This window comes from Pantoea sp. GM01, from assembly GCF_000282675.1.
GTDB classification, from domain to species: Bacteria; Pseudomonadota; Gammaproteobacteria; order Enterobacterales; family Enterobacteriaceae; genus Pantoea; species Pantoea nemavictus.
The window spans coordinates 1-24,066 of the sequence record NZ_AKIU01000065.1 but is presented as its reverse complement, the minus strand read 5'-3'; the positions used below and the strand labels follow the sequence as shown (position 1 = coordinate 24,066).

28 protein-coding genes are annotated in these 24,066 nt (G+C 54.2%); 14 read left to right on the top strand and 14 right to left on the bottom strand.

The features are described 5' to 3' along the window. Positions 1–112: 112 nt before the first annotated feature. On the top strand, positions 113–2,212 hold the full coding sequence (locus PMI17_RS18750) for a TonB-dependent siderophore receptor (RefSeq protein WP_007891555.1): 2,100 nt from the start codon (positions 113–115) through the stop codon (positions 2,210–2,212). A 62-nt stretch (positions 2,213–2,274) separates the two neighbouring features. Here PMI17_RS18750 and PMI17_RS18745 read toward each other — a convergent pair whose 3' ends face one another. Continuing rightward, positions 2,275–2,523: a GlsB/YeaQ/YmgE family stress response membrane protein gene (locus tag PMI17_RS18745; protein ID WP_007891551.1), complete on the bottom strand. Its 249-nt coding sequence runs from the start codon at positions 2,521–2,523 to the stop codon at positions 2,275–2,277. Between the two features lie 185 nt (positions 2,524–2,708). Here PMI17_RS18745 and PMI17_RS18740 point away from each other — a divergent pair, with 185 nt between their 5' ends. Then, positions 2,709–3,443 (top strand): flagellar brake protein, encoded by a 735-nt coding sequence (locus PMI17_RS18740; protein WP_007891548.1) that lies wholly within the window; start codon positions 2,709–2,711, stop codon positions 3,441–3,443. A 103-nt stretch (positions 3,444–3,546) separates the two neighbouring features. Here PMI17_RS18740 and PMI17_RS18735 read toward each other — a convergent pair whose 3' ends face one another. The 7 genes from PMI17_RS18735 to PMI17_RS18705 all read right to left on the bottom strand — a co-directional run bounded on the left by PMI17_RS18735 (position 3,547) and on the right by PMI17_RS18705 (position 11,072). Then, positions 3,547–5,034 (bottom strand): FGGY family carbohydrate kinase, encoded by a 1,488-nt coding sequence (locus tag PMI17_RS18735; protein WP_007891545.1) that lies wholly within the window; start codon positions 5,032–5,034, stop codon positions 3,547–3,549. Between the two features lie 2 nt (positions 5,035–5,036). Continuing rightward, positions 5,037–5,981 carry a transketolase family protein gene (locus PMI17_RS18730; protein ID WP_007891544.1) on the bottom strand — a complete coding sequence of 315 codons (945 nt, stop codon included), beginning with the start codon at positions 5,979–5,981 and terminating at the stop codon, positions 5,037–5,039. After that, positions 5,974–6,807: a transketolase gene (locus tag PMI17_RS18725; RefSeq protein ID WP_007891543.1), complete on the bottom strand. Its 834-nt coding sequence runs from the start codon at positions 6,805–6,807 to the stop codon at positions 5,974–5,976. Before PMI17_RS18725 ends, PMI17_RS18730 begins: the two co-directional genes overlap by 8 nt. A gap of 88 nt (positions 6,808–6,895) precedes the next feature. Continuing rightward, complete coding sequence (locus PMI17_RS18720; protein WP_007891542.1) at positions 6,896–8,002, bottom strand: ABC transporter permease; 1,107 nt, start codon at positions 8,000–8,002, stop codon at positions 6,896–6,898. Between the two features lies 1 nt (position 8,003). Beyond that, on the bottom strand, positions 8,004–9,518 hold the full coding sequence (locus PMI17_RS18715) for a sugar ABC transporter ATP-binding protein (RefSeq protein ID WP_036621842.1): 1,515 nt from the start codon (positions 9,516–9,518) through the stop codon (positions 8,004–8,006). Further along, positions 9,518–10,117, bottom strand: a complete 600-nt coding sequence (locus PMI17_RS18710) for a DUF2291 family protein (protein WP_007891540.1) — start codon at positions 10,115–10,117, stop codon at positions 9,518–9,520. The genes PMI17_RS18715 and PMI17_RS18710 overlap by 1 nt, the downstream gene beginning before the upstream one ends. A 13-nt stretch (positions 10,118–10,130) precedes the next feature. After that, positions 10,131–11,072 (bottom strand): D-ribose ABC transporter substrate-binding protein, encoded by a 942-nt coding sequence (locus tag PMI17_RS18705; protein ID WP_007891538.1) that lies wholly within the window; start codon positions 11,070–11,072, stop codon positions 10,131–10,133. A 183-nt stretch (positions 11,073–11,255) separates the two neighbouring features. On the opposite strand from PMI17_RS18705, the gene PMI17_RS18700 reads away from it, so the two are divergent. After that, the gene (locus PMI17_RS18700; protein ID WP_007891536.1) at positions 11,256–12,206 is read left to right on the top strand and encodes a sugar-binding transcriptional regulator; all 951 of its coding nucleotides are present in this window, start codon (positions 11,256–11,258) and stop codon (positions 12,204–12,206) included. 78 nt (positions 12,207–12,284) lie between these two features. Here PMI17_RS18700 and emtA read toward each other — a convergent pair whose 3' ends face one another. Then, positions 12,285–12,914, bottom strand: coding sequence for a membrane-bound lytic murein transglycosylase EmtA (emtA, locus tag PMI17_RS18695; protein ID WP_072093393.1), 630 nt, complete (start codon positions 12,912–12,914; stop codon positions 12,285–12,287). A 163-nt stretch (positions 12,915–13,077) separates the two neighbouring features. On the opposite strand from emtA, the gene ldcA reads away from it, so the two are divergent. Both ldcA and PMI17_RS18685 read left to right on the top strand, forming a co-directional pair. After that, positions 13,078–14,001: a muramoyltetrapeptide carboxypeptidase gene (ldcA, locus tag PMI17_RS18690; RefSeq protein WP_007891531.1), complete on the top strand. Its 924-nt coding sequence runs from the start codon at positions 13,078–13,080 to the stop codon at positions 13,999–14,001. Positions 14,002–14,024: 23 nt separating this feature from the next. After that, positions 14,025–14,687, top strand: a complete 663-nt coding sequence (locus tag PMI17_RS18685; RefSeq protein ID WP_007891525.1) for an MBL fold metallo-hydrolase — start codon at positions 14,025–14,027, stop codon at positions 14,685–14,687. Between the two features lies 1 nt (position 14,688). Here the strand turns inward: PMI17_RS18685 and PMI17_RS18680 are convergent, their stop codons facing one another. Beyond that, the gene (locus PMI17_RS18680; RefSeq protein ID WP_007891524.1) at positions 14,689–15,072 is read right to left on the bottom strand and encodes a hypothetical protein; all 384 of its coding nucleotides are present in this window, start codon (positions 15,070–15,072) and stop codon (positions 14,689–14,691) included. A gap of 163 nt (positions 15,073–15,235) precedes the next feature. Continuing rightward, positions 15,236–15,415: a hypothetical protein gene (locus PMI17_RS18675; RefSeq protein WP_007891517.1), complete on the bottom strand. Its 180-nt coding sequence runs from the start codon at positions 15,413–15,415 to the stop codon at positions 15,236–15,238. Positions 15,416–15,614: 199 nt separating this feature from the next. On the opposite strand from PMI17_RS18675, the gene PMI17_RS18670 reads away from it, so the two are divergent. Beyond that, a complete protein-coding gene (locus PMI17_RS18670; protein WP_007891515.1) occupies positions 15,615–15,944 on the top strand; it encodes a hypothetical protein in 330 nt (109 codons plus the stop codon). Positions 15,945–16,005: 61 nt separating this feature from the next. Next, positions 16,006–16,557, top strand: coding sequence for a hypothetical protein (locus tag PMI17_RS18665; RefSeq protein ID WP_007891514.1), 552 nt, complete (start codon positions 16,006–16,008; stop codon positions 16,555–16,557). Between the two features lie 12 nt (positions 16,558–16,569). Here PMI17_RS18665 and PMI17_RS18660 read toward each other — a convergent pair whose 3' ends face one another. Next, positions 16,570–16,779, bottom strand: coding sequence for a DUF2767 family protein (locus PMI17_RS18660; RefSeq protein WP_007891512.1), 210 nt, complete (start codon positions 16,777–16,779; stop codon positions 16,570–16,572). 182 nt (positions 16,780–16,961) lie between these two features. Between PMI17_RS18660 and PMI17_RS18655 the strand changes: the two genes are divergently transcribed. Then, entirely contained in the window at positions 16,962–17,210 is a 249-nt protein-coding gene (locus tag PMI17_RS18655; protein ID WP_007891510.1) for a CsbD family protein, read from the top strand. 54 nt (positions 17,211–17,264) lie between these two features. Here PMI17_RS18655 and PMI17_RS18650 read toward each other — a convergent pair whose 3' ends face one another. Beyond that, the gene (locus PMI17_RS18650) at positions 17,265–17,462 is read right to left on the bottom strand and encodes a DUF6404 family protein (RefSeq protein ID WP_007891509.1); all 198 of its coding nucleotides are present in this window, start codon (positions 17,460–17,462) and stop codon (positions 17,265–17,267) included. Between the two features lie 204 nt (positions 17,463–17,666). Between PMI17_RS18650 and PMI17_RS18645 the strand changes: the two genes are divergently transcribed. From PMI17_RS18645 to PMI17_RS18635, 3 genes are all read left to right on the top strand, one after another. Further along, positions 17,667–18,923: a mechanosensitive ion channel family protein gene (locus PMI17_RS18645; RefSeq protein WP_007891508.1), complete on the top strand. Its 1,257-nt coding sequence runs from the start codon at positions 17,667–17,669 to the stop codon at positions 18,921–18,923. A gap of 178 nt (positions 18,924–19,101) precedes the next feature. Next, positions 19,102–19,461: a GtrA family protein gene (locus PMI17_RS18640; RefSeq protein WP_007891506.1), complete on the top strand. Its 360-nt coding sequence runs from the start codon at positions 19,102–19,104 to the stop codon at positions 19,459–19,461. After that, positions 19,458–20,387, top strand: a complete 930-nt coding sequence (locus tag PMI17_RS18635) for a glycosyltransferase family 2 protein (protein WP_007891502.1) — start codon at positions 19,458–19,460, stop codon at positions 20,385–20,387. The genes PMI17_RS18640 and PMI17_RS18635 overlap by 4 nt, the downstream gene beginning before the upstream one ends. An 83-nt stretch (positions 20,388–20,470) precedes the next feature. Here PMI17_RS18635 and icd read toward each other — a convergent pair whose 3' ends face one another. Further along, positions 20,471–21,721, bottom strand: coding sequence for an NADP-dependent isocitrate dehydrogenase (gene icd, locus PMI17_RS18630; protein ID WP_007891496.1), 1,251 nt, complete (start codon positions 21,719–21,721; stop codon positions 20,471–20,473). A gap of 131 nt (positions 21,722–21,852) precedes the next feature. Here icd and rluE point away from each other — a divergent pair, with 131 nt between their 5' ends. The 3 genes from rluE to mnmA all read left to right on the top strand — a co-directional run. Further along, the gene (gene rluE / locus PMI17_RS18625; protein ID WP_007891495.1) at positions 21,853–22,491 is read left to right on the top strand and encodes a 23S rRNA pseudouridine(2457) synthase RluE; all 639 of its coding nucleotides are present in this window, start codon (positions 21,853–21,855) and stop codon (positions 22,489–22,491) included. A gap of 30 nt (positions 22,492–22,521) precedes the next feature. Further along, the gene (locus PMI17_RS18620; RefSeq protein WP_007891493.1) at positions 22,522–22,995 is read left to right on the top strand and encodes an NUDIX domain-containing protein; all 474 of its coding nucleotides are present in this window, start codon (positions 22,522–22,524) and stop codon (positions 22,993–22,995) included. A gap of 42 nt (positions 22,996–23,037) precedes the next feature. Next, a partial coding sequence (gene mnmA, locus PMI17_RS18615; RefSeq protein ID WP_007891492.1) for a tRNA 2-thiouridine(34) synthase MnmA occupies positions 23,038–24,066 on the top strand: 1,029 nt, incomplete at its 3' end.

Sequence of the window (24,066 nt, the reverse complement as noted above, 5' to 3'; positions counted from 1 at the left end):
TTCCTCACAACCCTCTTACAACAAATTCACACCTTGAAACACCCGCATTAAAAGATAATAATTCTCAATCTGATATCGATAGCCATTCCCATTAATAACAACAGGAACCCTCATGACCTCGCTGTTTACCCTTAAACGTGGCCGCGTGCTGTGTGCGCTTGCGCTGGCTCTACCCGCTGCGAGCTTTGCGGAAGAGTCGATTGTCGTTACCGCTCAGCCGCAGGAGAGCGCCACTTCACCGACGCAAGGTTATCTCGCCACGCGCAGCAGCGGTGCCAGTAAAACCGATCAACCGCTGATTACCACCCCACAATCCATCTCGGTGGTAACGCGTCAGCAAATGCAAGATCAGGGTGCGCAGGATCTCAATCAGGCACTGGGTTATACACCGGGCGTGTTTACCAACTTTGGCGGTGCCGCCACGCGTTATGACACCATCGCCCTGCGCGGCTTCCACGGCGGTGATGTCGATAATACCTTCCTTGATGGACTGCGCGTGATGAGTGACGGCGGCAGCTTCAACATTCTGCAGGTGGATAACTGGTTCCTCGATCGCATAGATGTGATTAAAGGCCCCTCTTCTGCGTTGTATGGCCAAACCGTGCCGGGCGGATTGGTGAATATGGTCAGTAAGCGTCCGCAGTTTGCTGAAGAGGGTCATTTCCGCCTGTCTACTGGCACGAATGCCACCAACAGCGCCGCGTTTGATTACACCAACGCCATCAATGACCAGTGGGCATTCCGTGTAACCGGCATCACACGCAACAGCGATACCCAATACGATCACACCCGTGAAGAGAAGTATGCGATTTCACCGCAGCTGATGTGGCAGCCAAGTGAAGACACCAATTTAGTGCTGCGCGCCTATCTGCAGAAAGATCCGTCTGGTGGCTATCACGGTTCGGTACCCGCAGAAGGCACGCTTTACAGTCATAATGGTCGTAAGTTAAGCGATAGCTTCTACGAAGGCGACAGCGCGCTCGATCAGTTCAAACGCCACGAACAGATCTACAGCTATGATTTTTCACACCGCTTCAACGATGTGTGGTCAGTGCACTCTACCGGCAGCTACAGTCACTCTAATACCGAGCTCGATCAGGTGTATCAGATTGGCTGGAATGCCACCAATCCAGACTTGCTGAATCGCTACTTCTCCGGCGAGCGTTCATCACTCAACGCCTGGGCCAACGATAACCAGCTGCAGGCCGATTTTGCCACCGGCGCGTTACAACATCGCGTGACGCTGGGTGCCGAATACCATCGTTATAAAAACGACATCAGCGACTCTAGCGGCGCAGCGAGTGCGCTGAACCCGTGGACCGGTGAAGCCGTCGGCGCGATGCCAGATTTTGCCTGGACAGCGCAAACGCGTCGCTATTATCAGACCGGCCTGTATCTGCAGGATGAGTTGCAGCTCGATCGCTGGCATCTGGATCTCTCGGGCCGCTACGACCGCATCGTGTCAGAAAATGGCAACAGCCGTCGTCAGGACGATCACATCAGCGGCCGTGCTGCGCTGCTGTACGCCTTCGACAATGGCGTATCGCCTTACGTCAGCTGGAGCCAGGCGATTACCCCCGCCTCATTGACCGATCCTGATGGCAATCAGCTGAAACCGACCACCTCCGAGCAGTACGAAGCGGGCGTGAAATATCAGCCGGTCGGCACGCGCGATATGTACACCATCGCCCTATACGATTTAACCCAGGATGATGTCGCCAACCGTAACGTGCAGGACGGTACTTACACGCCATCGGGCAAAGTGCATTCACAGGGTATTGAGCTGGAAGCACGTAATCAGCTTACCTCGCGTTTCAGCACCATCGCGGGTTACACGCTGAATCATCTGCGCTTCAAAGACTCCGTAGACGGTAACGATGGTCATACACCTTACGTGACGCCAAACAGCATGGCATCGTTGTGGGGTCACTATCAGTTTGATTACGGTTTGAGTGCCGGGGCTGGCGTGCGCTATATCGGAAAACAGTGGGCGGATAACGAAAACACCACGCGTTTGCCATCGGTGACGCTGTTCGATGCGTCGGTACGTGCGGATCTTGGCGCGTGGAATTCACAGCTGAAGGGGGCATGGCTGCAGGTCAATGCCAACAACCTGACGGATAAAAAGTATCTGGCGGCCTGTTATGGCACCGGTTACTGCTATCGCGGCGCCGAGCGTACCGTGATGGCAACGGTAGGCTACGACTTTTAAGCAGGTATAAAAAAATCCGCCATCCTGGTTGGGATGGCGGATTTCATCAAATCTCTGTGCGGTTAACTTCGAACTTTACGGTAAATCCACAGCACCACAATGGCACCCACGACCGCCACCACGAAGCTGCCGAAGTTGAAACCGTCAACTTTACCGAAACCAAACAGGGTACTGATCCAGCCACCGACAACCGCACCCACCACACCCAGCACTACGGTGATGATAAAACCGCCGCCATCTTTACCCGGCATAATCCACTTGGCGATAATACCGGCAATCAGACCAAAAATAATCCATGAAAGAATACCCATGTACTGCTCCTTACGTTATTAATCAATGTGTTCACCGCAACAAGTATAGCCGGGATTTTTTGATCTGCATCGCAACTTGCCACAGTAAATCATCGTTAGCAGGCTAAAGCTCAGCGTGAATACGCCGATAACAGTCGAACAGCATTGGCAGTCGTGAAAATAACAATCGGATAATGGAGCAGGACGTGGGAGAAGCCGATAAAGAACAATACCTCAAGCGAGGCACGTTAGCTGTTTTGGGCGTGATGAAAGACCTGTTGCGTTTTCAAACCCCGTTGATGGTGAATTTTTCGCGCGGTCAGTTTATCAGCCGCATGCTGTCAGCCGATGAAGATCAAGTGATCTTTGACCTCGGCAGCAATGCGCTGGATAACGATTTAGCGCTGCAAGGTGGCGAAATCAATATTGCCGCCGAAACACACGGCGCCAAAGTGGAATTTGGCTTAACCGGTTTACAACGTATCGAATTTGAAGGTCTGCCCGCTTTTGCCGCATCGCTACCCGAATTGGTATGGCAAATTCAGCGCCGTGAATTTTTCCGCGTGAATGCGCCGCTGGAGCCGGTGTTTTACTGCCACAGCCAGTGGCCTGATGGCCGTACTGCGCGTTTCCGTCTGCAGGATCTCTCCTTAGGCGGCGTCGGCGTATTGCTGGATGAAGCGCTGCCAGAAGGGCTCAACCGTGGCGATACCTTTAAAAAACTCCGCGTTGATCTCGCTGAATATGGCCATTTTGAAGTGACGGCGCAGCTGCTACACATCGGTGAACGTACCGTGGTGACCAGCAAGAACGATACCCGCGTGACACCGCGCCTGAGCTTCCGCTTTACCGCCATCGAACCGATTCAGGAACGTCAGCTACAGCAGGTAATTTTTGCGCTGGAGCGCCTGGCGCGTGATAAGGCGAATCGGTTCCAGTAATCCCGGTACGCATCATTGTGCACAGTTCAACCGTAGGGTCGCCATGTATGGCGACCGATGTTGCAGGTGCGCATCAATGCGCACCTGACGAAAACCGCACCGGTCAATGCGGCTGATAACGACAACGCGCCACCGCTTCGAGCCAGCCCTGATAATTCTCCTGCATGCTTTTCGCCTGCTCTTCACGCGGCATAATGACGCTGCCCCCCTGCAGCGCCTGCATCTCACTGCCCTGCTGCCACCAGCCTAACGTGCGGCCCGCCAGTAGCGCAGCGCCCAGTGCGGAAACCTCCGGCGTCGGCACGCGCTTCAGTGGCCGCTGCAATACATCCGCCTGCAACTGCATCAACCAGCCGTTTTCCGTGGCGCTGCCATCAACGCACAGCGCTGGCAGCCGCACGCCGCTGGCTTGTTCCATCGCGAAAAACACGTCCGCGATCTGAAAGGTGATCGATTCCAGCGCCACGCGCGCCAGCACTTCCGGCGTGGCTGCATCGGTCAGCCCGCACACCATGCCGCGCGCTTTCAGATCCCACCAGGGTGCGCCCAGCCCGGAAAGCGCGGGCACAAAATAGATGCCCTGATTGTGCTCACTATGCTGTGCCAGAGCCGTGAGTTCACGCGGGTCCTGGATGCCCAACATGCGGCCAAGCCACGCCGCCCCCGATCCGGTATGGGTGATGTTGCCTTCAAAAGCGTAGCGCAGCGTGCCGTCGTGCCAGGCCACCGTGGTGCTGAGGCCATTTTCGGTCAGCAGCGGCGTCGCCATCGACATCATCAACGATGACCCGGTGCCATAAGTGGCTTTTACCACCTCTTCGTTGCCGTTACGCTGCGCTTGCAGCGCGGCATGCGAATCACCGATGCGCGCCAGAATCGGTGTGCCCGGCGTTAAACCGGGCATATCCTGACGTGTTACCACGCCATGGGCGCTGGCCGAGGGCACAATCTGCGCTAGCGCCGCGCGTGGAATGTGGAATAACGCCAGCAGCTCATCGTCCCAGTCGCCGCTGTGCAGGTTATAAAGTTGAGTACGCGCCGCATTAGCATGATCGGTGACGAAACTTTCACCCTCACTCAGTTGCCAGCTCAACCAACTGTCCACGGTACCGATACAGAGTTCACCGGCCTGCGCCCGCGCCAGGCCGTTCGGCAACGCGGCCAGCATGCCGGTGAGTTTGCCGGCTGGAAACATCGGATCCACCGCCAATCCGGTGAGGCCGGTGATACGGGGCGCTTTGCCGGCCACGCGTAAGTCGCGGCAAAAGGCTTCCGATCGGCGATCCTGCCAGCTGACTAACGGCGTCAACGGCTGGCCGTTGTGCCGCTGCCAGATCAACACCGACTCGCGCTGATTACTGATTGCCACCGCCGCCACTGCCGCGCCCGCGCACTGCGCCAGACACTCTTCGACCGCTCGTTTTACCGCCTGCCAAATCGCCAGCGGATCTTGTTCCGCCAGTCCCGGCTGCGGATGGGCCAGCGTCAGCAGCTGGCTGCTGCGCGCCACCACCGTTCCTGCGCCATCCACCGCAATCGCTTTGGCGTTAGTGGTACCTTCATCAATCGCCAGTATCAACGAACCTGCCATCATTACGCTCCTGCACAGATACGTACCGCACTCTTCACCACGCTGGCCGCATCGATGCCATGGCGTGCCCGGGTTGAGGCACGATCGCCGGCAATCGCGTATTCACCATCCGGAATACCCAATCGCAGCAGGGGAATGCCGCAGCCACCTTCAGCCAACACTTCTGCCACCAGGCTGCCAACCCCGCCGTTGACGTTATGCTCTTCCACGCTAATTACCGCTGGGTAGTGATTTAACAGCTCGCGAAGCCGTTGGGTATCACAAGGTCGAATCGATGGAATGGCGATCACACCCGCCGTAATGCCTTGTTCATGCAGTTGCTCAGCGGCGTGAACCACCTCGTGAACGGTGGAGCCCATCGCCACCAGCACGATGTCATCACCTTCACGTAAAACATCAATCTGGCCGGGACGGAATTGGTAGTCTTCGTCGTGCAGCTGCGGCAGATCTTTGCCGTCGAGGCGGATATACACTGGGCCCACATGCGCCAGCGCGTACTCAATGATCTGGCGACACTCAAGCGGGCAGGATGGCGCATAGATTTCGATGTTGCCGAAGCCGCGCATCACCGCAATGTCGTCGATGCTGTGATGGGTGCTGGCCAGCGGCCCATAGCTGGCACCGGCATTCAGGCCAAACAATTTAACGTTGGTGTTGTTGTAGCAGACGTCGACTTTTACCTGCTCATTAGCACGGGAAACCAGGAACGGCGCGGCATTACAGGTGACGGCGACTTTGCCGCCAATCGCCAGTCCGGCAGCGGTCCCCACTAACGTTTGTTCCGCGATGCCGACGTTAATCAGGCGATCGGGAAACGCGTTGATGAACGGCGCAATTTTGGCGGTTGAGGTGGAGTCGGCCACCACCGGCACTAAATCAACGCCGCGATTCACCGCATCGATAAATGCCTCGACCATTACCGTCGCCAGGTGTTTTGCATTACTCATCTTTCAACTCCTCCAGTGCCAACTCAATCTCTTCGCCTTTCGGCACACGGTGATGCCACTCGGGCTTGCCCTGAATAAAGGAGATGCCGAAGCCTTTTTCGGTGTGCGCCACAATGACCTGCGGTTTGCCGCCGTTCCGTGGCAGCGTTTCAATGGCCTCAACTACGGCAGCCATGTCATTGCCATTGCATTCGCTCACCTCCAGACCAAAGGCGCGCCATTTTTCCGGCAGCGGATCGGTGTTCATGATGTCGCGCGTGTGGCCTGCCAGCTGCAGCTTGTTCTTATCGTTGATAATGACCAGGTTATCGAGGCCGTAATGCGCCGCCACCAGCGCCGCTTCCCAGTTACTGCCTTCCGCCAGTTCGCCGTCGCCGGTGACGACAAAAATGCGGCGGTCGCTGTTATCTTTTTTCGCCGCCAGCGCAATGCCGACGGCGACCGGTAATCCGTGCCCCAGCGCACCGGTGTTCAGTTCAACGCCCGGCGTTTTCTGTCGTACCGGATGGCCCGGCAGATGTGAATCAGCATGCTGATACGTCGGCAGCCATTCGGTAGGGAAATAGCCCGCTTCCGCCAGCACGCAGTAATAACCGCCGACGGCATGGCCTTTCGACTGGATATAGATGTCGCGTTGCGGATCGTTGGTGCGATCCGGCGCGCAGTTAAGAATGCGGAAATAGAGCGCGGTGAGAATCTCTACCTGGGAGAGATCGGCACCGGTGTGCCCACCAGCCGGGCTCCCAGCGTTAAGCTGGATGATGCGACGGCGCACAGCGCGCGCTTTGGCGGCCAGATCCGCTACCGAATATTTGAAAGGATTCATAGACACCTCTGAATTTTAAAGCATTGATGAATATTTATTCTCGATGAATAAAAAAAGGTGCAGACAATCGGCGCCTGCACCCAACCGATTAACTTTTTGCCGGGCTAGCGCCCTCCTCAATCAGCGCTTTCTGCGCCACCACCGCCGCTTTCTGCTGCATGCGGCTCTGCATCTGATCGATGATCACCGCCACAATAATCACAATGCCTTTGATCACCATCTGCCAGAACTCGCTCACCCCCATCATGATTAATCCGTCGGCGAGGAAACCGATGACGAAAGCGCCAATTAGCGTACCGAGGATGGTGCCGCGTCCACCGGCCAGCGACGTGCCGCCCAGCACCACCGCAGCGATGGCGTTCATTTCGAATGAGGTACCGTTCGCCGGATGGCTGGCCACCAACTGTGAAGAGACCACGATGCCGGCAATTGCCGCGCAGAAACCGGAAATGGCATATACCCAGATTTTTACCGACTTCACCTTCACGCCCGAGAGTTCCGCCGCGCGTTCGTTATCGCCAATGGCATAAACCTGGCGGCCAAACGGCAGGCGCCGCGCAACGTACGCGATCACCAGCGCCAGCAGCACCATCATCCAGATGGCCCACGGCAAGCCGAGAAAATAGCCGGCGCCGATCTTGTCAAATCCGGTGTTACCGAGCATTTCATTGCCCTGCAAGCCGGGAAAGGTTTCGCCCCCCGACGTGAGCATCGCGGTGCCGCGCAGGATATACATGGTGCCGAGCGTGCAGATGAACGGCGCCACGTTATAACGGGTGATGATCCAGCCATTCGCCGCGCCTATCACTCCGCCAATCAGCAATACAATCGGCACGATCACCCATACGCTGGGGAAGATGGCGATGCCGAACATCGGCAGCACAATGCCTTTGGTGATTAGCCAGCCGGCAATCATGCCGCACAGGCCGAGCGTAGCGCCGATGGAGAGATCGATGCCCGCAGTGATAATGACAAAGGTGATGCCGAGCGCGAGGAAGGCGTTAATGGCGATGTGTTTCACCATGATCACCATGCTGCCGACCGCGAGGAAATCCGGCACGGTAATGGCAAAGAAACCGACAATCAGGAACAGCGCAATAAAGGTACGCAGTTTTAACAGCAGCAGAATCAGGCTTTCGCGTGAGTTGAACGCTTTGCCCGGCGTTGAGAGCGCGAGTGCGCCGTTGTTTTTCATATCAGAACCCTTGTGCGCTTGCTTTAACCAGCGCCGCCTCTTCCGCTTCAGCGCGCGGCAGGTCAGCAGTTAATTTGCCGCCGGACATCACCATGATGCGGTCGGCAACGGCCATGATTTCTTTCAGGTCAGAGGTTGAGAACACCACCGCAATCCCCTGCTCCGACAGCTTCACCATCATGCGGAACACTTCCGCTTTGGCGCCGACGTCGATACCGCGACTCGGCTCATCCAGCAGCAGCAAACGCGGGTTGGTCAGCAGCGAACGGCCAATCACCACCTTTTGCTGATTGCCGCCGCTTAACGCGCTGATGGCGACATCCGGCGAGGAGATTTTGATGGCCAGATTGCCCACCGTGCTGGCCACCACCTCGCGTTCGGCCTGCTCAGAGATCACCGTACGATGGGATAAGCGCCGCCACAGACTGGCGATGGTCAGATTGCTCGCCACCGACGAGATGGGAAAAATGCCTGAGCGTTTGCGATCTTCCGGTACCAAACTCATGCCCATGCGAATGCGTTCCGCGGTGGGAAGCCGCGTCGGCAGCGGTTTACTGTCAAGCCACAGTTTGCCCAGATAGCTACGCTGGGTGCCGAGCAAGCACTCAAACAGCTCGGTACGACCGGCGCCCATTAAGCCGTAAATGCCGACAATTTCGCCGGAACGCACCTGAAAACTGACGTCATCGACCAGCGTGTTGCCGTTCGGGCTGACGCAGGTGATGTGTTCGGCTTCCAGCACCGGCGCGCCAAACTGCCGGTTCGGTGGCAGGAAGGTGTTAACCGGATCGCTGCCGAGCATTTCATGCACGATCCACGGCACGTCGATATCGCTCACCTGGGCTTCAGCCTGAAAACGGCCGTCGCGCAGAATGGTGATGACATCGCCAATCGCCATCAGCTCCTCCAGCCGATGCGAGATGTAGATGATGGAAACGCCCTGGCGCGTCAGTTCGCGGATCACCCGAAACAGAATTTCAACTTCGGTTTTGCTCAGTGCCGAGGTCGGTTCATCAAGGATCAAAATGTCGGCATCTTCCGCCAGCGCTTTGGCAATCTCCACCAGCTGCTGCTGGCCGACTTTGAGGTTGCCGACCTTCTCATCCGGTGAAATGGGTTGGTCGAGGCGCTGCATCAGCGCGGCGGTGCGGCGCTTCTGCTCGGCTTCGTTGATCGGACGTATGCCGTGCTGAATTTCGCGACCGAGAAAAATATTCTCTGCCACGCTAAGGTTTTCGAACAGGTTAAGTTCCTGATGCACCATGCCGATGCCGTGGCGCGCGGCGTCACGCGTGCTGCTGAACGCCACTTTTTGTCCGTTAAGAAACATCTCGCCACTGGTCGGCTGCTGCACGCCGGCGAGAATCTTCATGAGCGTCGATTTACCCGCCCCGTTCTCGCCGATGATGACGTTGACTTTGCCGCGCCATACGCGGTAATCCACGCGATCCAAGGCTAACGTGCCGGGAAACAGCATCGACATCTGATTGGCCTGCAGAATAATCTCGTCGCTCATCATGGATTCCCCTGCTGCAGCTGAATCGCCACCACATCGTCCACCGTGCCGGCGCCCATGCTGACCGCGAGTAGCGCCTGTGCTGGCTTACCCACCCAACTGGCATCCACCGCAGGCAGCTGCTTCACCGCATGGCGATTGAGCGCTTTGGTCAGTTGCGCGTATTGCACCTGATTGGTGAACTCTTCAAAACGGAAGCCGGCGGCATCGCGAATGGCATTGCCACGCAGTACCGGGCCGATCAGCACCTTCACCGGCTTGCCGTTGATGGTCATGGTGAGGCTGCGCTCACGGTCGTTGCTGGTATCAAACGCCGTCACCGTGCCCGATGCGCGCACAAACACGCTTTCGCTGCCGCCCGCTTTGACGGTATGACTTTTGGTTTCCATATCTGCCCAGCTCAGCGCCTGCTTCTCTGCAGGCTGCTGCACGCGGCTGGCCCAGCTCGATTCGGCGATCTGCTGCGGTGTCTGATCGCGGTAACCCGGCTTAGCGTTAGGATCTTTCGGCATGATGGGATTGCCGTTGGCATCCAGATCCACCACGGTACAGGCGGCTAACATCAGCGTCAGCAGCGCGACCAGCACCTTGCCCTTCATGCCGTCCGCCATCTTATTGCGCCAGCTTGAAGGTTTTCAGCTTCGAGGCATTGCTGTCATCAATCAGCACGCAATCCATCAGCTGTTTCTCTTCTTTCTGCGCTTTGCCGTTCTTCAGATAATAATCCACCTGTTCAACCGCCATCTGCGCCTGATCCCAGCCCGGCTGCAGCACCGTGGCTTTGATATTGCCTTTGTTGATGATGGAATCACGGGTGTAATCACTGCCGTCGAAACCCACGATAATGACATTGGTTTTACCCGCGGCTTTTAACGCCGCTTCCGCACCCAGCGCCATGGTGTCGTTACCGGAGATCACCCCGACAATGTTTGGGTTTTTCTGCAGGATGGTTTCCATACGACTAAAGGCTTCGGTCTGGCTCCAGTTGGCACTCTGCTGTGCCACCATTTTCAGATCGGGATAATCATCCAGCACATCGTGATAACCCTGCGAACGCACGCCCGCATTGGTATCAGACTCTTTCCCCAGCAGCTCCACATAATCGCCTTTGCCGTTCAGCAGCTTGGCGAACTTCTCCGCACCGAGCTGTGCGCCCTGATAGTTGTTGGAGACAATTTGTGCCACGGCGATGCCGGTTTTATTGATTTCACGGTCGATGAGGAAGGTTGGAATACCGGCATCTTTCGCTTTCTGTACCGGTCCAACGGTGGCATCAGCGCCGGCGTTATCAAGGATGATGGCTTTAGCTTTGCGCGCGATGGCGGTTTCGATCAGCTGGTTCTGCTTGTTGACGTCATCATCATGTGATGCCACCAGCGTGGTGTAGCCCAGCGCTTTGGCTTTTTCCTGCGCGCCGTCGGCTTCCGCTTTAAAGAACGGGTTGTCGTGCGAGGGCGTAATAATGGCCAGCAATCCCTTATCTGCCGCGAGCGATGCTGCCGATATCATCATGATTGAAGCAAGTAGAGAGACTTTGAGAACAGAGGCTTTCATTTGTTATCTCCGATTGAATATATATTCAATTGCGATTTTATATGCATAATGACTATGCGCTGCCTTTCTGAGCACGTCCATTGCGCGATCCTCAAAAAGCGAAAACGATCACAAAATGTTCTGCGTTGTTATTTATGGGCGGCTGATTAACAATACCAGGCAGGTTAAGAGAGAGAAAAAACCATGGCAAAACAGGATGAACAGCGGCTGATGGTGAAAATCGCCACGCTCTATTATGTGGAAGGCAGGAAGCAATCCGACATCGCGCAGCTGCTGAAGCTGTCGCAATCCTTCGTGTCGCGCATTCTCAATCGCAGCGTAAAAGAAGGTGTGGTGAAGATCAGCGTGGTACCGCCCGCCAACGTGTTTCCCGAACTGGAAAAAGCCATTGAGCAGCTGTATCAACTGCCGCAGGTGATCGTGGTGGATGTGCCGGATCAGGCATCGGCTTTGCAGATTAAACAGGCAATTGGTTCCGCTGCCGCGCACTATCTGGAAACGCGTCTGCGTGCCGATGAGCTGATTGGCATTTCGTCCTGGAGCGGCACCATTCGTGCCATGGTGGATGCCCTGCATCCGCTGAGCGCGCCCTGTAAAGGCGTGATTCAGCTGCTGGGCGGCGTGGGCGCCAATGGCAACGTGCAGGCGACGATCCTGACGCAGAATCTGGCGGCGCTGCTGGATTGTCCAGCGTGGCTGCTGCCATCGCAATCGATTGAGCATTCGGTGCAGGATCGCCAGCGTTTGTCGGTTAATCCCGAGGTGGCGGTGGTACTGGAGAAGTTTGATCAGGTGGATCTGGCGATTGTCGGCATTGGCGATCTCGAGCCATCCGCCCTGCTACGTAACTCCGGCAACTATTACGACGGCGAGATGCTGCGCACGCTGGCCGAACGTGGCGCGGTGGGTGATATTTGCCTGCACTATTTCGATGCCGATGGTCAGCCGGTGCTGAGCGCGGCAGAAGATCCGGTGATTGGTATGGAGCTGGCGCAGGTTAAACGCTGTCCGCAAGTGGTGGCACTCGCCGGCGGCAAAGAGAAAGCGCAGGCGATTCGCGGCGCGTTACGCGGCGGCTACGTGCAAGTGTTGATTGTCGATTATCCGACGGCGAGATTATTGGCTGAGGGTTGATGTGGTGGGGTTGTTAGTCAGGTCGCTATGGTAGTGGGGTTGTTGATAAGGTCGCCAGGAATGGCGACCTTATCAACATTACCCGATGGTGCGATACGCGGTGGTAACCTTCCACAAATAACGCGGGGCCTGCGCCGCCGGATGTTTGTTCTGGACGTGCTGGTAAAACTCATCCGGCGTCATGGAGTTGATCATCGCAATGGCACGATCGCGGTCGCGCGAGAAGGTGCGCAATAGCGCCCCTGCACCGTTGGCGTAGGAAACGATGGTGGCATAACGCAGCGTCAGCGGATCGCGAATGCCCGCCAGCGCCGAGTCCTGCAGAATTTTCAGATATGCTGCACCGATATCGATGTTCTTCGCCGGATCGCGCAGCTCAGAAGAGGACGGCTGACCGTGGCGGCCTTGGGTGCGATAGACTTCGCGACCGGCGGTGGACGCCTTAATTTGCATCAACCCAACCGCATTGGAGCGGCTCACTACGGTGGGATTGCCTCCGGATTCGACACTAATAATGGCGCTGATTAACTTCTCATCAACGCCATAATGACTGGCGGCATCTTCGGTAAACATTGACCATGCATCATTCACTTTCGACGGCGGAGCCTGGGTTAACGGCGTATTCTTCTCGGGCAGTGCCGGTTTTTCCGGCTCACTTGAACAGCCCGCAAGCAGCAGTGCAGAAAGCATAAGTAGGCGAATTTTCACTGATTTTTGGTTCCGCAATAGGGTTGGCGCAAGCTATCATACCTGGCGCAGCGCGATGCAAAATTACCGTTTATCCTAAATCGATAAAAAACCTTATGCTACCGTGACTTCAATAACGCATTTCGACATCATCGGCAGGCCACTCTACAGCAGGATGGAAGTTATGGTTACTCCCCGCACGCTACGTCTCATCGCCCCTTCCGGCTATTGCCACAATCAGGACGCCGCCCAGCGCGCGGTCAGCCGTTTACAGGCCGCAGGCCATCACCTACAGAATCAATCAGCGATTACTCGCCGCTATCAACGTTTTGCTGGTGATGATGTTGAGCGGTTGGATGATATCAATGGGTTGGCAACGCTGGAACATCTACCCGATATCGTGCTGGCCGTACGCGGCGGTTATGGCGCATCACGGTTGCTCGATAAGATCGATTACATCGGCCTGCAGCGTCGATTGCTCAATCAGCCGGTGGCGCTATGTGGACACAGCGATTTCACCGCTATTCAGCTGGCACTGCTGGCGCAAACTGGCCTGGTTACCTTCAGTGGGCCGATGCTGGCCGGTAACTTCGGCGCAGAGGCATTATCTGATTTTACCGAGGCACACTTTTGGCATGCGCTAACATCACCTACAGTTAACCTAAACTGGCGCAGTGAAAGCCCGGATCAGGGCCGTTGGCAAGGTACATTATGGGGCGGCAATCTGGCGATGATATGCTCGCTGATTGGTACGCCGTGGATGCCGCAAATTGAAGGCGGCATTCTGGTGATCGAAGATGTCAACGAGCACCCGTTCCGCATCGAGCGTATGCTGATTCAGCTGCAGCAGAGTGGCATTTTGCCGCGTCAGCAAGCGATTATCACCGGCAGCTTTACCAGTACCTCGCTGTCGGCTTACGACAATGGTTTTGATTTCGCCACCGTGTGGCAGCGCATGCGTGATGCGTACCAGATTCCGGTAATTAGCGATCTGGCTTTTGGTCACGATGCCGACACCGTGACGCTGCCGCTGGGTGCCAGCGCTACGTTGCAGATTGAGAATGGAGAAGCACAGTTCGCCTTCACCGGCCACCCGACATTGCGCTAACGTTTTGCCGCAGGAGACCGACAATGAAGCCACTGTACGACGACTTGTGGATCTCCACGCCCGAATTCCCCGCCGAAGAGACGGCAAGCGATTTGATGATGCACGGCTTTATGCTGCGCCATCCGCGCGGTAATTTGCTGATTGGTCGCGTGGAGCATCCGCTCGACCACGAATTCCTCGACGAGGCTGGCGGGGTTATCCGCCACTATTTCACGCACTGGCATGAAGCGGCGCCGGGCGCGATAGCCATTCAGCAACGCTTTAATAGCGCAATCTACTGCCATAGCCGTTCGCTTGGGCCGGTTAGCTTAGTGATTGAGCCTGACGAAACCTTCACGCAGCAAGAGACGCACTTCGGCGATTTTCACCTATTGCCCACGCCGGGCCACACACCCGGCAGCAGCAGCTATCTCTATCACTCTCCGCTCGGCCATACTTATCTGTTTGTCGGCGATACCTTGACTCGCGACTACCATCGCTGGATCAGCGTGCTGATGCCAGAGAGTAATCCCAGCGAGTTGCAGCAGTCGCTGGAGCTTTACCGCTCATTGCGGCCTGATGTGGTATTGATGAGCACCACGCGCGGGCATCTTTCGTGGGCGAAGGTGAATTTACAGAGCTGGCTGGCCGCCATTGATGAGGCAGAACAGTCGCCGCTGGATTTGCGCCAGCGGCAATTGATTTGAATCAAGAGTTCGGGCGCGCGCTGTCGTCGTAACGTTCCAGTGAAAGAATCTGCGCATCGCGCTTTTCCGTGCGGCTGCACGGCAGCAGCTTATTGCTGTCGGCATAGACAAAGAAGGTTTCATCGTTGTTTTTATTGACGATTAACTGATCGCCATTACGAAAACGGGTGATGGCAACTTTATCTCCCCCTTTCAGGCTGGTGCGCTGCTGACCGGCGGCAATCTGGAAATGGCGCGTCGGCCACATCAAGGTGCTTAAGCCATATTCGGCACGCGATATCGTCATGGTGGGACGGCCGGGACAGGTGATTTGATATTCGGTTTCGCTCCAGGCGGGCGCAATCTGACAAGCCAGCACGCCAACGGCCATTATTATCGCCTTCATTGGATTCTCCGCTGAGGTTACATGATGATTTCGTTGGGATTTTCTTGCTCGGAGGGTAACACAAATTAATCGCTAATGGCATTGCTGCTGCGGCTAGCCGTATCAACCGCGCAGCAGCAATGCTATCAAATGGACAGCGTGATCAGATTACCAGCAGTGAGAATCACTCAGCGGCCACCTGCGCGGCCACTAACATCAATGCCAGCCCAGCCTCTTCAGCTTCAAAACGCTGCATCACTTCCTGGATGGCCGCTACACAGTTCATGATCTGCTTTTTTTTGTCGGCTTCTAATTTGTCGATCGCGTGCTGAAGAATCATTAAACTCGCTTCTTCTTCTTTCATTCATTTACCCTTGTTTTGCTTACCTGGTGCGCAACGCTGGCAAGAATAACGTTTATCTGCTACTAAAGTCACCCCCTTACATTCCTTCCGCTTAACGATTATACAAATGACAAATGGGAAGCAGCGTCAGACCTGCTATGATCCACTTATCAGTACGCATTGGCGTGCCATGGCAAACCAGGGAATGAAGCAGGTGCTCATGTGGCGAATCACGGTTGTACTCACCCTTTTAGTTTTAGCTGGCTGCAGTTCGGCACCCAAAGGTGTCGACTGTCCGGGCGACGTGTCGACGATTTATGGCCAGCCAATGGGCAATACTCAGGCACGAATTTTTGATTTGGTGAGCGCGTTTGCCGTCTCCCGCGATGGGGTAAAAGTCCAAAGCGGCACGCTGCACTCTACCGATCGCTTCCAGTATGTGCCTTCGGCGATTACCGCTGAAGGTTTCTATGCGCAACGCCTGTCGGATAAACAGTTCCGCCTGATCAATCCCTACCAGAACACCATGATCACCTGGACGTGCCCATAAGCCGTGCGCTGTCACGCACGATGGTTTATTCTCCGGCTATCTTACGTTACGGATCGGCTTTATGGAAAAGTGTCTGGATAACAACGGCTATATCGATTTCCCCTTCCCTGCCAGCACCAATGCAGATGGCTCAGTCAACCCGTGTGGATTTGACCTCACGCTGGAGACCACGCGGATTGATGAGATTGCCGCCGGGCAACATTCTGAAAATTTGCGCCGTCTGCTGGAAGAGGTGAATTTGCAGGATGGTCTGTTTATGACGCTGGCCTGCGACTGGCAGCAGCGTGAAGACGGGGTATGTGGTTTTATCGATGTGGCATTTCGCCCGACGCTAGCAAGCGCCAGCAGTGATGAGACACAAAGTCTCGATCAGGCGTTTGAGCTCTACCTCAGCCGCCAGGAAAAACAGCACAGCATGCAGAGTGGCACGCTAATCAATTACGCGCGCGCCGTGCTCGATTGGAGCTGGTCACCGCTGCATCAGCGTCATATACGCTACGAGAAGGTCACCTTGCGCTATTACTGCCAGCAGGCCGACGATGCAGAATGGTGTTTTGATCATCTGCGCCACTTTTTGGTCAGCTGGTTTCCCGCCTATCGGGGAAACCAATAAGCGTTTTAATGCCTAATTAGGCCGCACTAAACGGATGGCGTGCTCCAGCATGCGCTGTTCGTCCCGCTCATCATGCGCTCGCTGATGGCGAGTGCGCTGCAGCAGCGTAGTGATCTCCTCCCGCCGGGTTTCATGCCCCAGTTCGGTTAACACAATTACGGCATCGCCGATCACCCGGCACACTTCATCGTAATCATCTTCATTGAGCACATCGCGTTTCATGATTCCTCCCGTTTAAAAGGGTGCGTTTGGCGTGCAGAAAAGTACACTTGAGCACTTTTTAGTCTGGGCAGAATTTTCGCGTACTGCAAATTGCTGTTACAACCTTTACCGCTGCGTCATTTGCCGACTGCAGTTTCTCTGACTACGCTAAGTAAGACATTCACCACTATCAGGGAGTTATCATGAGCGACAAAGCGGAAGCAAAATTGAATGAAGCGGCAGGTGCCGTCCAGGAAAAATTTGGCGAATTCACCGGTTCACGCCGTCAGCAAGCTAAAGGCGCGGCGCGTCGTTATCCGGCTCAGGCCAGCTATGCGGTTCAGGATGCAGCGGATTGTGTGGTGAAATCGGTACGCGATAATCCCGCGACCGGTCTGGCTGTTGCAGCCAGCATTGGTGTGATTGTCGGTTTTCTGCTCGGACGGAAATAATCCGTCAAAACGGGGCCGCGCTGGCCCCGTTCTTCATGTTTTGTGGGATGATAATCAAACCTGCGCTCGCCGCGCCTTATAGCGCGCTACCATGGTCATCAGCGCCTGATAAATTAAGCCTGCATACAAGCTCATCACGATCACCATGCCAATCTCTTTGCCTTGTGCCTGCCATGAAACAAACCACATGAAAATGCCCCACAACAGCGAAAACAGCAGCCAGCCTTTGACGAACTTGATCACACCTTGCATACCACCTCCTCAATCGTAAGCGCTGAAGATAACGGTTTAATCGCTATGACACACGGCTGTTAACGTTTAAATGCTAGCAGTTTCAAATTTCTGTGAAAGGGATTGTAAACCCGCAATGATGTTGAATATTGCGCACGCGTCGCATATCGCCGACCGCGCATTTATGTTTGAATTCCCGCCAATACTGTCCGGCACGTGGTTGAAATGACTTATTTAAGTAATATCCAAAATTTTATTGAAGGCAATACGGTGTTGTCTGCCGCATTTAGCCTGTTGTTACTGATGTTTGCCGGCATGATTGCGCATCTGATCTGCAAATTCTTCATCGTTAAAGTCGTCAGAAAGGTGTTCTTCAGCACGCATAAAAATCAGGTGCCGCTCGATAAGGACGTGCGACTTTCGGAGAAACTCTCCAACTTTATTCCGGTCATTACCGTCTATTATCTGCTGCAGTTTATGCCGGATTTGCCCGAGCATCTGTTGATAGCGATAAAGACCATCTGCGGCATTCTGTTCTTCGTCTATTTATCGTTGTTCTTTACCGAAGTGCTGGAGATTGTTAATAACTCTTACTCCAAAAAAGCCAAGCGCAAGAATCATTCAATCAAAGGCTATATTCAGGTCGGTAAGATTTTGGTGCACATTATTTCGGCAATCATGATTTTAGCGATTATGTCGAATAAGTCGCCGGTGATCATTATCTCCAGTTTAGGTGCCGTGGCTGCGGTATTAATGTTGGTGTTCCAGCATACGTTGATGTCGCTGGTGGCCAATATTCAGGTATCTTCGAACGATGTTTTGCAACTCGGTGACTGGATCGAAATGCCGGACAACGGCATCAGCGGTGAAGTGATCGATATCGCGCTGCACACCATCACCATACGCAACTGGGATAATACGCTGTCGCGCATCCCGACCAAAAATTTCCTCACCGAAACCTACACCAACTGGCAGGCGATGTTCTCCTCCGGCGCACGCCGCATTATGCGCAGTTTTCATCTTGATCAGATGTCGATACGTTTTCTCGACCATGACATGGTGCAGCAGATGAGCCAGATCCGTGGCGTCAGTGAGCAGCTTTCGGCATTGATGGATGGCCGCGACAGCAATGCGGTGGGCGAACGCTGGTTTGCTGAAAACGGCATCACTAATCTGACCGTGTTTCGTAAATACCTGACGGCGTGGCTGTCGCAGCGGGACGATATTAAGAAGGATATGTATATCGTGGTGCGCGCGATGAAACCGTCGCCTGAAGGGCTGCCGGTGGAGGTCTATTGCTTTACCTCGTCAGTGCTGTGGGTGGATTACGAGAACTCTCAGTCGGCCATTTTCGAATATATCTATGCCATTGTCGGTCAATTTTCGCTGCGGATGTATCAACATCCCGGCGGCAGCGATTTCTGGCGACTTTCTCAGGAGCGTGCGCAGCAGGCAACCTCCCATGAGCAGCAAGTCGACTAATCTGTCGATAAACAACGGGAGCCAGTGGCTCCCGTTTTTTTCTGACTCGTTGAGCGGCAATACCCCGTGCAGGTGTATGGCATGTTAATCGCTGACTCTCCCCCACAGATTAATTTTCCATCTGAAGCATAGTTGTCTACGCTAAGTAACAACGAAACCCTCTGGACAAACTTTCAGAATGTTAAAAATATTCTCCAGATTTTTTTCAGTTGGGATCATCAACACGCTGATTCATTGGGTGGTATTCGCGCTAATATATTCTCAACACGTTAGTCAATGGCTGGCAAACTTCATTGCTTTTAGCGTTGCCGTAACATTTTCATTTTTTGCTAATGCAAAATGGACGTTCAAAACCCAAATAACGCCTTTTCGTTATGTCATGTTTGTTGCTTTTATGGGGGCTATGGCCGCCGGTATTGGCTTGCTGGCCGATCATACTCATATCAACCCGTTCATTACGCTTGTTACTTTCTCGGCTATAAGCCTCATATTTGGCTTCATCTATTCAAACTTTATCGTTTTTAGGGTGAACAAATGAAAATTTCCCTCGTTGTTCCCGTATTTAATGAAGAAGATACCATTCCCCTATTTTATAGAGCTGTGAAAGAAAAACTCTCCTCCTACAATGTTGAGATTGTTTTTGTTAATGATGGCAGCACGGATCGAACAGAACACATCATTCAGTCGTTGAAGGAGAAGGATGAGTCAATTTTGTCGGTTACCTTTATTCGCAACTTCGGTAAAGAACCGGCTTTGCTAGCTGGGCTTGAGCATGCAACCGGCGATGCGGTGATCCCGATTGATGTAGACCTGCAGGATCCGATAGAAGTCATTCCCTTGCTTATCGAAAAATGGCAGGAAGGATGGCCGATTGTGCTGGCTAAACGCATTGACAGAAGCAGTGACAGCTTTTTTAAACGCCAAACCGCCAGCTGGTTCTACAAACTCCATAATGTGATCAGCTCACCAGAGTTAGAGGAAAATGTGGGAGACTTTCGTTTACTTTCCCGTGCTACGGTTGAAAATATAAAGCGGTTACAGGAACACAATCTCTTCATGAAAGGGATTTTAAGCTGGGTTCAAGGCGATGCAGCGATAGTCACTTATAATCGCTCTGAGCGTGTTGCAGGTAAGCCTAAGTTTAACGGATGGAAACTGTGGAATTTGGCACTTGAGGGTTTCACCAGCTTCTCAACATTTCCCTTAAGAGTGTGGAGCTATATTGGCTTCTTTGTAGCGTTCTTATCATTCATTTATGCAATTTGGATGATTATCGATAAGTTGGTGTGGGGGAATGCGGTAGCCGGTTATCCTTCAATATTAGTTTCAATACTCTTTTTAGGGGGTGTACAGCTAATAGGCATCGGAGTATTAGGCGAATATATCGGCAGGATTTATATTGAATCAAAACACAGACCACGATATATAAAAAAGGATGCGAATGATAAACATGATGTTAAATAACTTTAAAGCCTTTATTTTTAATATTAACCCAATGAAAAACGGGAGCCATTGGCTCCCGTTATGCTTTCTGCCTGAGCGGCAAATTACATGTTGCTGATGATTGCGTCACCAAACTCTGAACATTTCAGCAGTTTAGCGCCGTCCATCAGACGTTCGAAATCGTAGGTCACGGTCTTGTTAGCGATAGCGCCTTCAACACCTTTCACGATTAAGTCAGCAGCTTCGAACCATTCCAGGTGACGCAGCATCATTTCTGCAGACAGAATCACTGAACCTGGGTTCACTTTATCCTGACCAGCATACTTCGGTGCTGTACCGTGCGTCGCTTCGAACAGCGCACATTCGTCACCGATGTTCGCGCCTGGTGCGATACCGATACCACCAACCTGTGCCGCCAGGGCATCAGAGATGTAGTCACCGTTCAGGTTCATACAGGCGATCACGTCGTATTCAGCCGGACGCAGCAGGATCTGCTGCAGGAAGGCATCGGCGATCACGTCTTTAACGATGATCTCTTTACCGGTGTTCGGGTTTTTGAACTTCATCCACGGGCCGCCATCGATCAGCTCGCCGCCGAACTCTTCTTTCACTAACTGGTAGCCCCAGTCTTTGAAAGAGCCTTCGGTGAACTTCATGATGTTGCCTTTGTGAACCAGGGTCAGAGAATCACGATCGTTGGTGATGGTGTACTCAACCGCTGCGCGCACCAGACGTTTGGTACCCTCTTCCGAGCATGGCTTAACGCCGATACCGCACTGCTCTGGGAAGCGAATTTTCTTCACGCCCATCTCTTCACGCAGGAACTTGATCACCTTGTCCGCTTCTGGCGTGCCCGCTTTCCACTCGATACCCGCATAGATATCTTCTGAGTTTTCGCGGAAGATCACCATATCGGTCTCTTCTGGACGCTTAACCGGGCTTGGCGTGCCTTTGTAGTAGCGAACCGGACGCAGACAGACGTACAGATCCAGCTCCTGGCGCAGCGCAACGTTCAGGGAGCGAATACCGCCACCGACTGGGGTCGTCAGCGGGCCTTTGATGGCAACGCGGTATTCTTTGATTAAATCGAGGGTTTCTTGCGGCAGCCAGACATCCTGGCCATAGAGTTCTACTGATTTTTCGCCGGTATAAATTTCCATCCAGGAAATTTTTCGCTCGCCGTTGTAGGCTTTCTTCACAGCGGCATCAACCACTTTCAACATTACCGGGGAAACATCAACGCCGATACCGTCACCTTCAATGTAAGGAATAATCGGGTTATTCGGAACATTCAGTTTTCCCTGATCCAGGGTGATTTTTTGACCTTCCGCCGGAACAACTACTTTGCTTTCCATCAACCTCTCCTTCGAGCGATTTTTTGTTAATGATTTGTAAGATGCGGGTCAATACTACTTGATTATTTCCGCTACGCCAATCACCGTAGTTTCGCGCTATAATGCGCCGAATGTTTCCGACTGCAAAGCCCATGCGAAAAACTTCTCAACGATTTCACCAGGATAAGCGCGCAAGCGCCCCGGCACGCAAGCCCGTGCGCCGCGATACCCGCCCGAAAGGCCCAAGACGCGTCATACTCTTTAACAAACCTTTCGATGTTTTGCCGCAATTTAGTGACGAGGCCGGACGCCGGACGCTGAAGGATTTTGTACCAATCAGCGAGGTTTATGCCGCGGGCCGCCTCGATCGCGATAGCGAAGGTTTGATGATTTTAACCAACGACGGCGCGCTGCAGGCGGCGCTGACGCAGCCCGGCAAGCGCACCGGAAAAATCTATTTTGTGCAGGTGGAAGGTGCGCCGCAGGAATCAGATTTATCCCTGTTACGTAGCGGCGTTACGCTGAACGATGGTCCAACCTTGCCGGCAGGCGTCGAGTTAGTGGCTGAGCCCAAGTGGCTGTGGCCGCGCCAGCCGCCGATTCGCGAGCGCAAAGCGATTCCCACCAGCTGGCTGCAAATCACGCTGTTTGAGGGACGTAATCGGCAGGTGCGCCGCATGACGGCACATATTGGTTTTCCGACATTGCGCCTGATTCGCTTTGCGATGGGTGAGCACCAGTTGGGCGATTTGGCGCCGGGCGAATGGTGCGATATCAGCGCCACCATTTAATAACTTTTAGTTAACAATTCCGGAGGAAGGATGTTTAAACCTCATGTAACGGTCGCTTGTATTGTGCAGGCTCAGGGACATTTGCTGGTGGTTGAAGAGCGGGTGCACGGCCGTATTACCTGGAATCAGCCTGCCGGACACCTTGAGGCCAATGAAACTATTCAGGAAGCCGCGCAGCGCGAACTGTTTGAAGAGACCGGTATTGATGCTCAGCCCGAGTATTTTCTCGGCGTGCAACAGTGGATTGCGCCGGACGATACACCTTTTGTGCGTTTCCTGTTTGGTCTCGATCTGGCCGAAAAAGTCGAAACCTCGCCGCACGATCGCGACATTGATTGCTGCTGGTGGCTGCCGCCAGAGCAGATTCTGACGGCCAATCGCCTGCGTTCGCCGTTAGTCGCAGAGAGCGTTCGGTTGTGGCAACAAGGCGCGCGTTATCCGCTGCATCTGGTCGCGCCGTTCCAGTGGCCGTTTCATGAGGATGCGCGCCCCGCTTCTGCATGATAGAATGCGCCGCCTGTTTTTATCGTAATTTAAGAGTGCGTGATGTCTGACAACAGCCAGAAAAAAGTGATCGTCGGAATGTCCGGCGGCGTCGATTCTTCCGTTTCCGCCTGGTTACTGCAACAGCAGGGCTATCAGGTTGAAGGCCTGTTCATGAAGAACTGGGAGGAAGACGACGGCGAGGAGTATTGCACCGCCGCCGATGATCTGGCTGACGCACAAGCCGTGTGTGACAAACTCGGCATCAAACTGCACAAAATCAACTTCGCCGCTGAGTACTGGGATAACGTGTTCGAACACTTCCTGGAAGAGTACAAAGCGGGACGCACGCCGAATCCCGACATCCTGTGCAACAAAGAGATCAAGTTCAAAGCCTTCCTCGAATTTGCGGCGGACGATCTCGGCGCAGACTATATTGCCACCGGCCACTATGTGCGCCGCCAGGATGTTGAGGGCCAAAGCCGCCTGTTGCGCGGCCTCGACGGCAATAAAGATCAGAGCTACTTCCTCTATACCCTGAGCCACCAGCAGATTGCGCAAAGCCTGTTCCCGGTAGGTGAACTGGATAAGCCGGAAGTGCGCCGTATCGCTGAACAGCTCGACCTGATCACCGCGAAGAAGAAAGATTCCACCGGCATCTGCTTTATTGGCGAACGCAAGTTCCGCGATTTCCTTGGCCGCTATCTGCCCGCTCAGCCGGGTGAAATTGAAACCGTTGACGGCGACATCGTTGGTGAGCATCAGGGGTTGATGTATCACACGCTTGGCCAGCGCAAAGGGTTGGGGATTGGCGGTCGTAAAGAGAGCAATGACGATCCCTGGTACGTGGTCGATAAAGATGTGGCGCGCAATCGCCTCGTGGTGGCGCAGGGTGCCGAACATCCGCGTCTGATGTCGGTGGGCTTGATGGCCCAACAGCTGCACTGGGTCGATCGCCAACCAATCACCGCTCCGTTGCGCTGTACGGTGAAAACCCGCTATCGCCAGACTGACATTCCGTGCGAAATCATTCCGCACGGCGACGATCGTATTGAAGTCCGTTTTGACGAGCCGGTAGCGGCGGGCACGCCA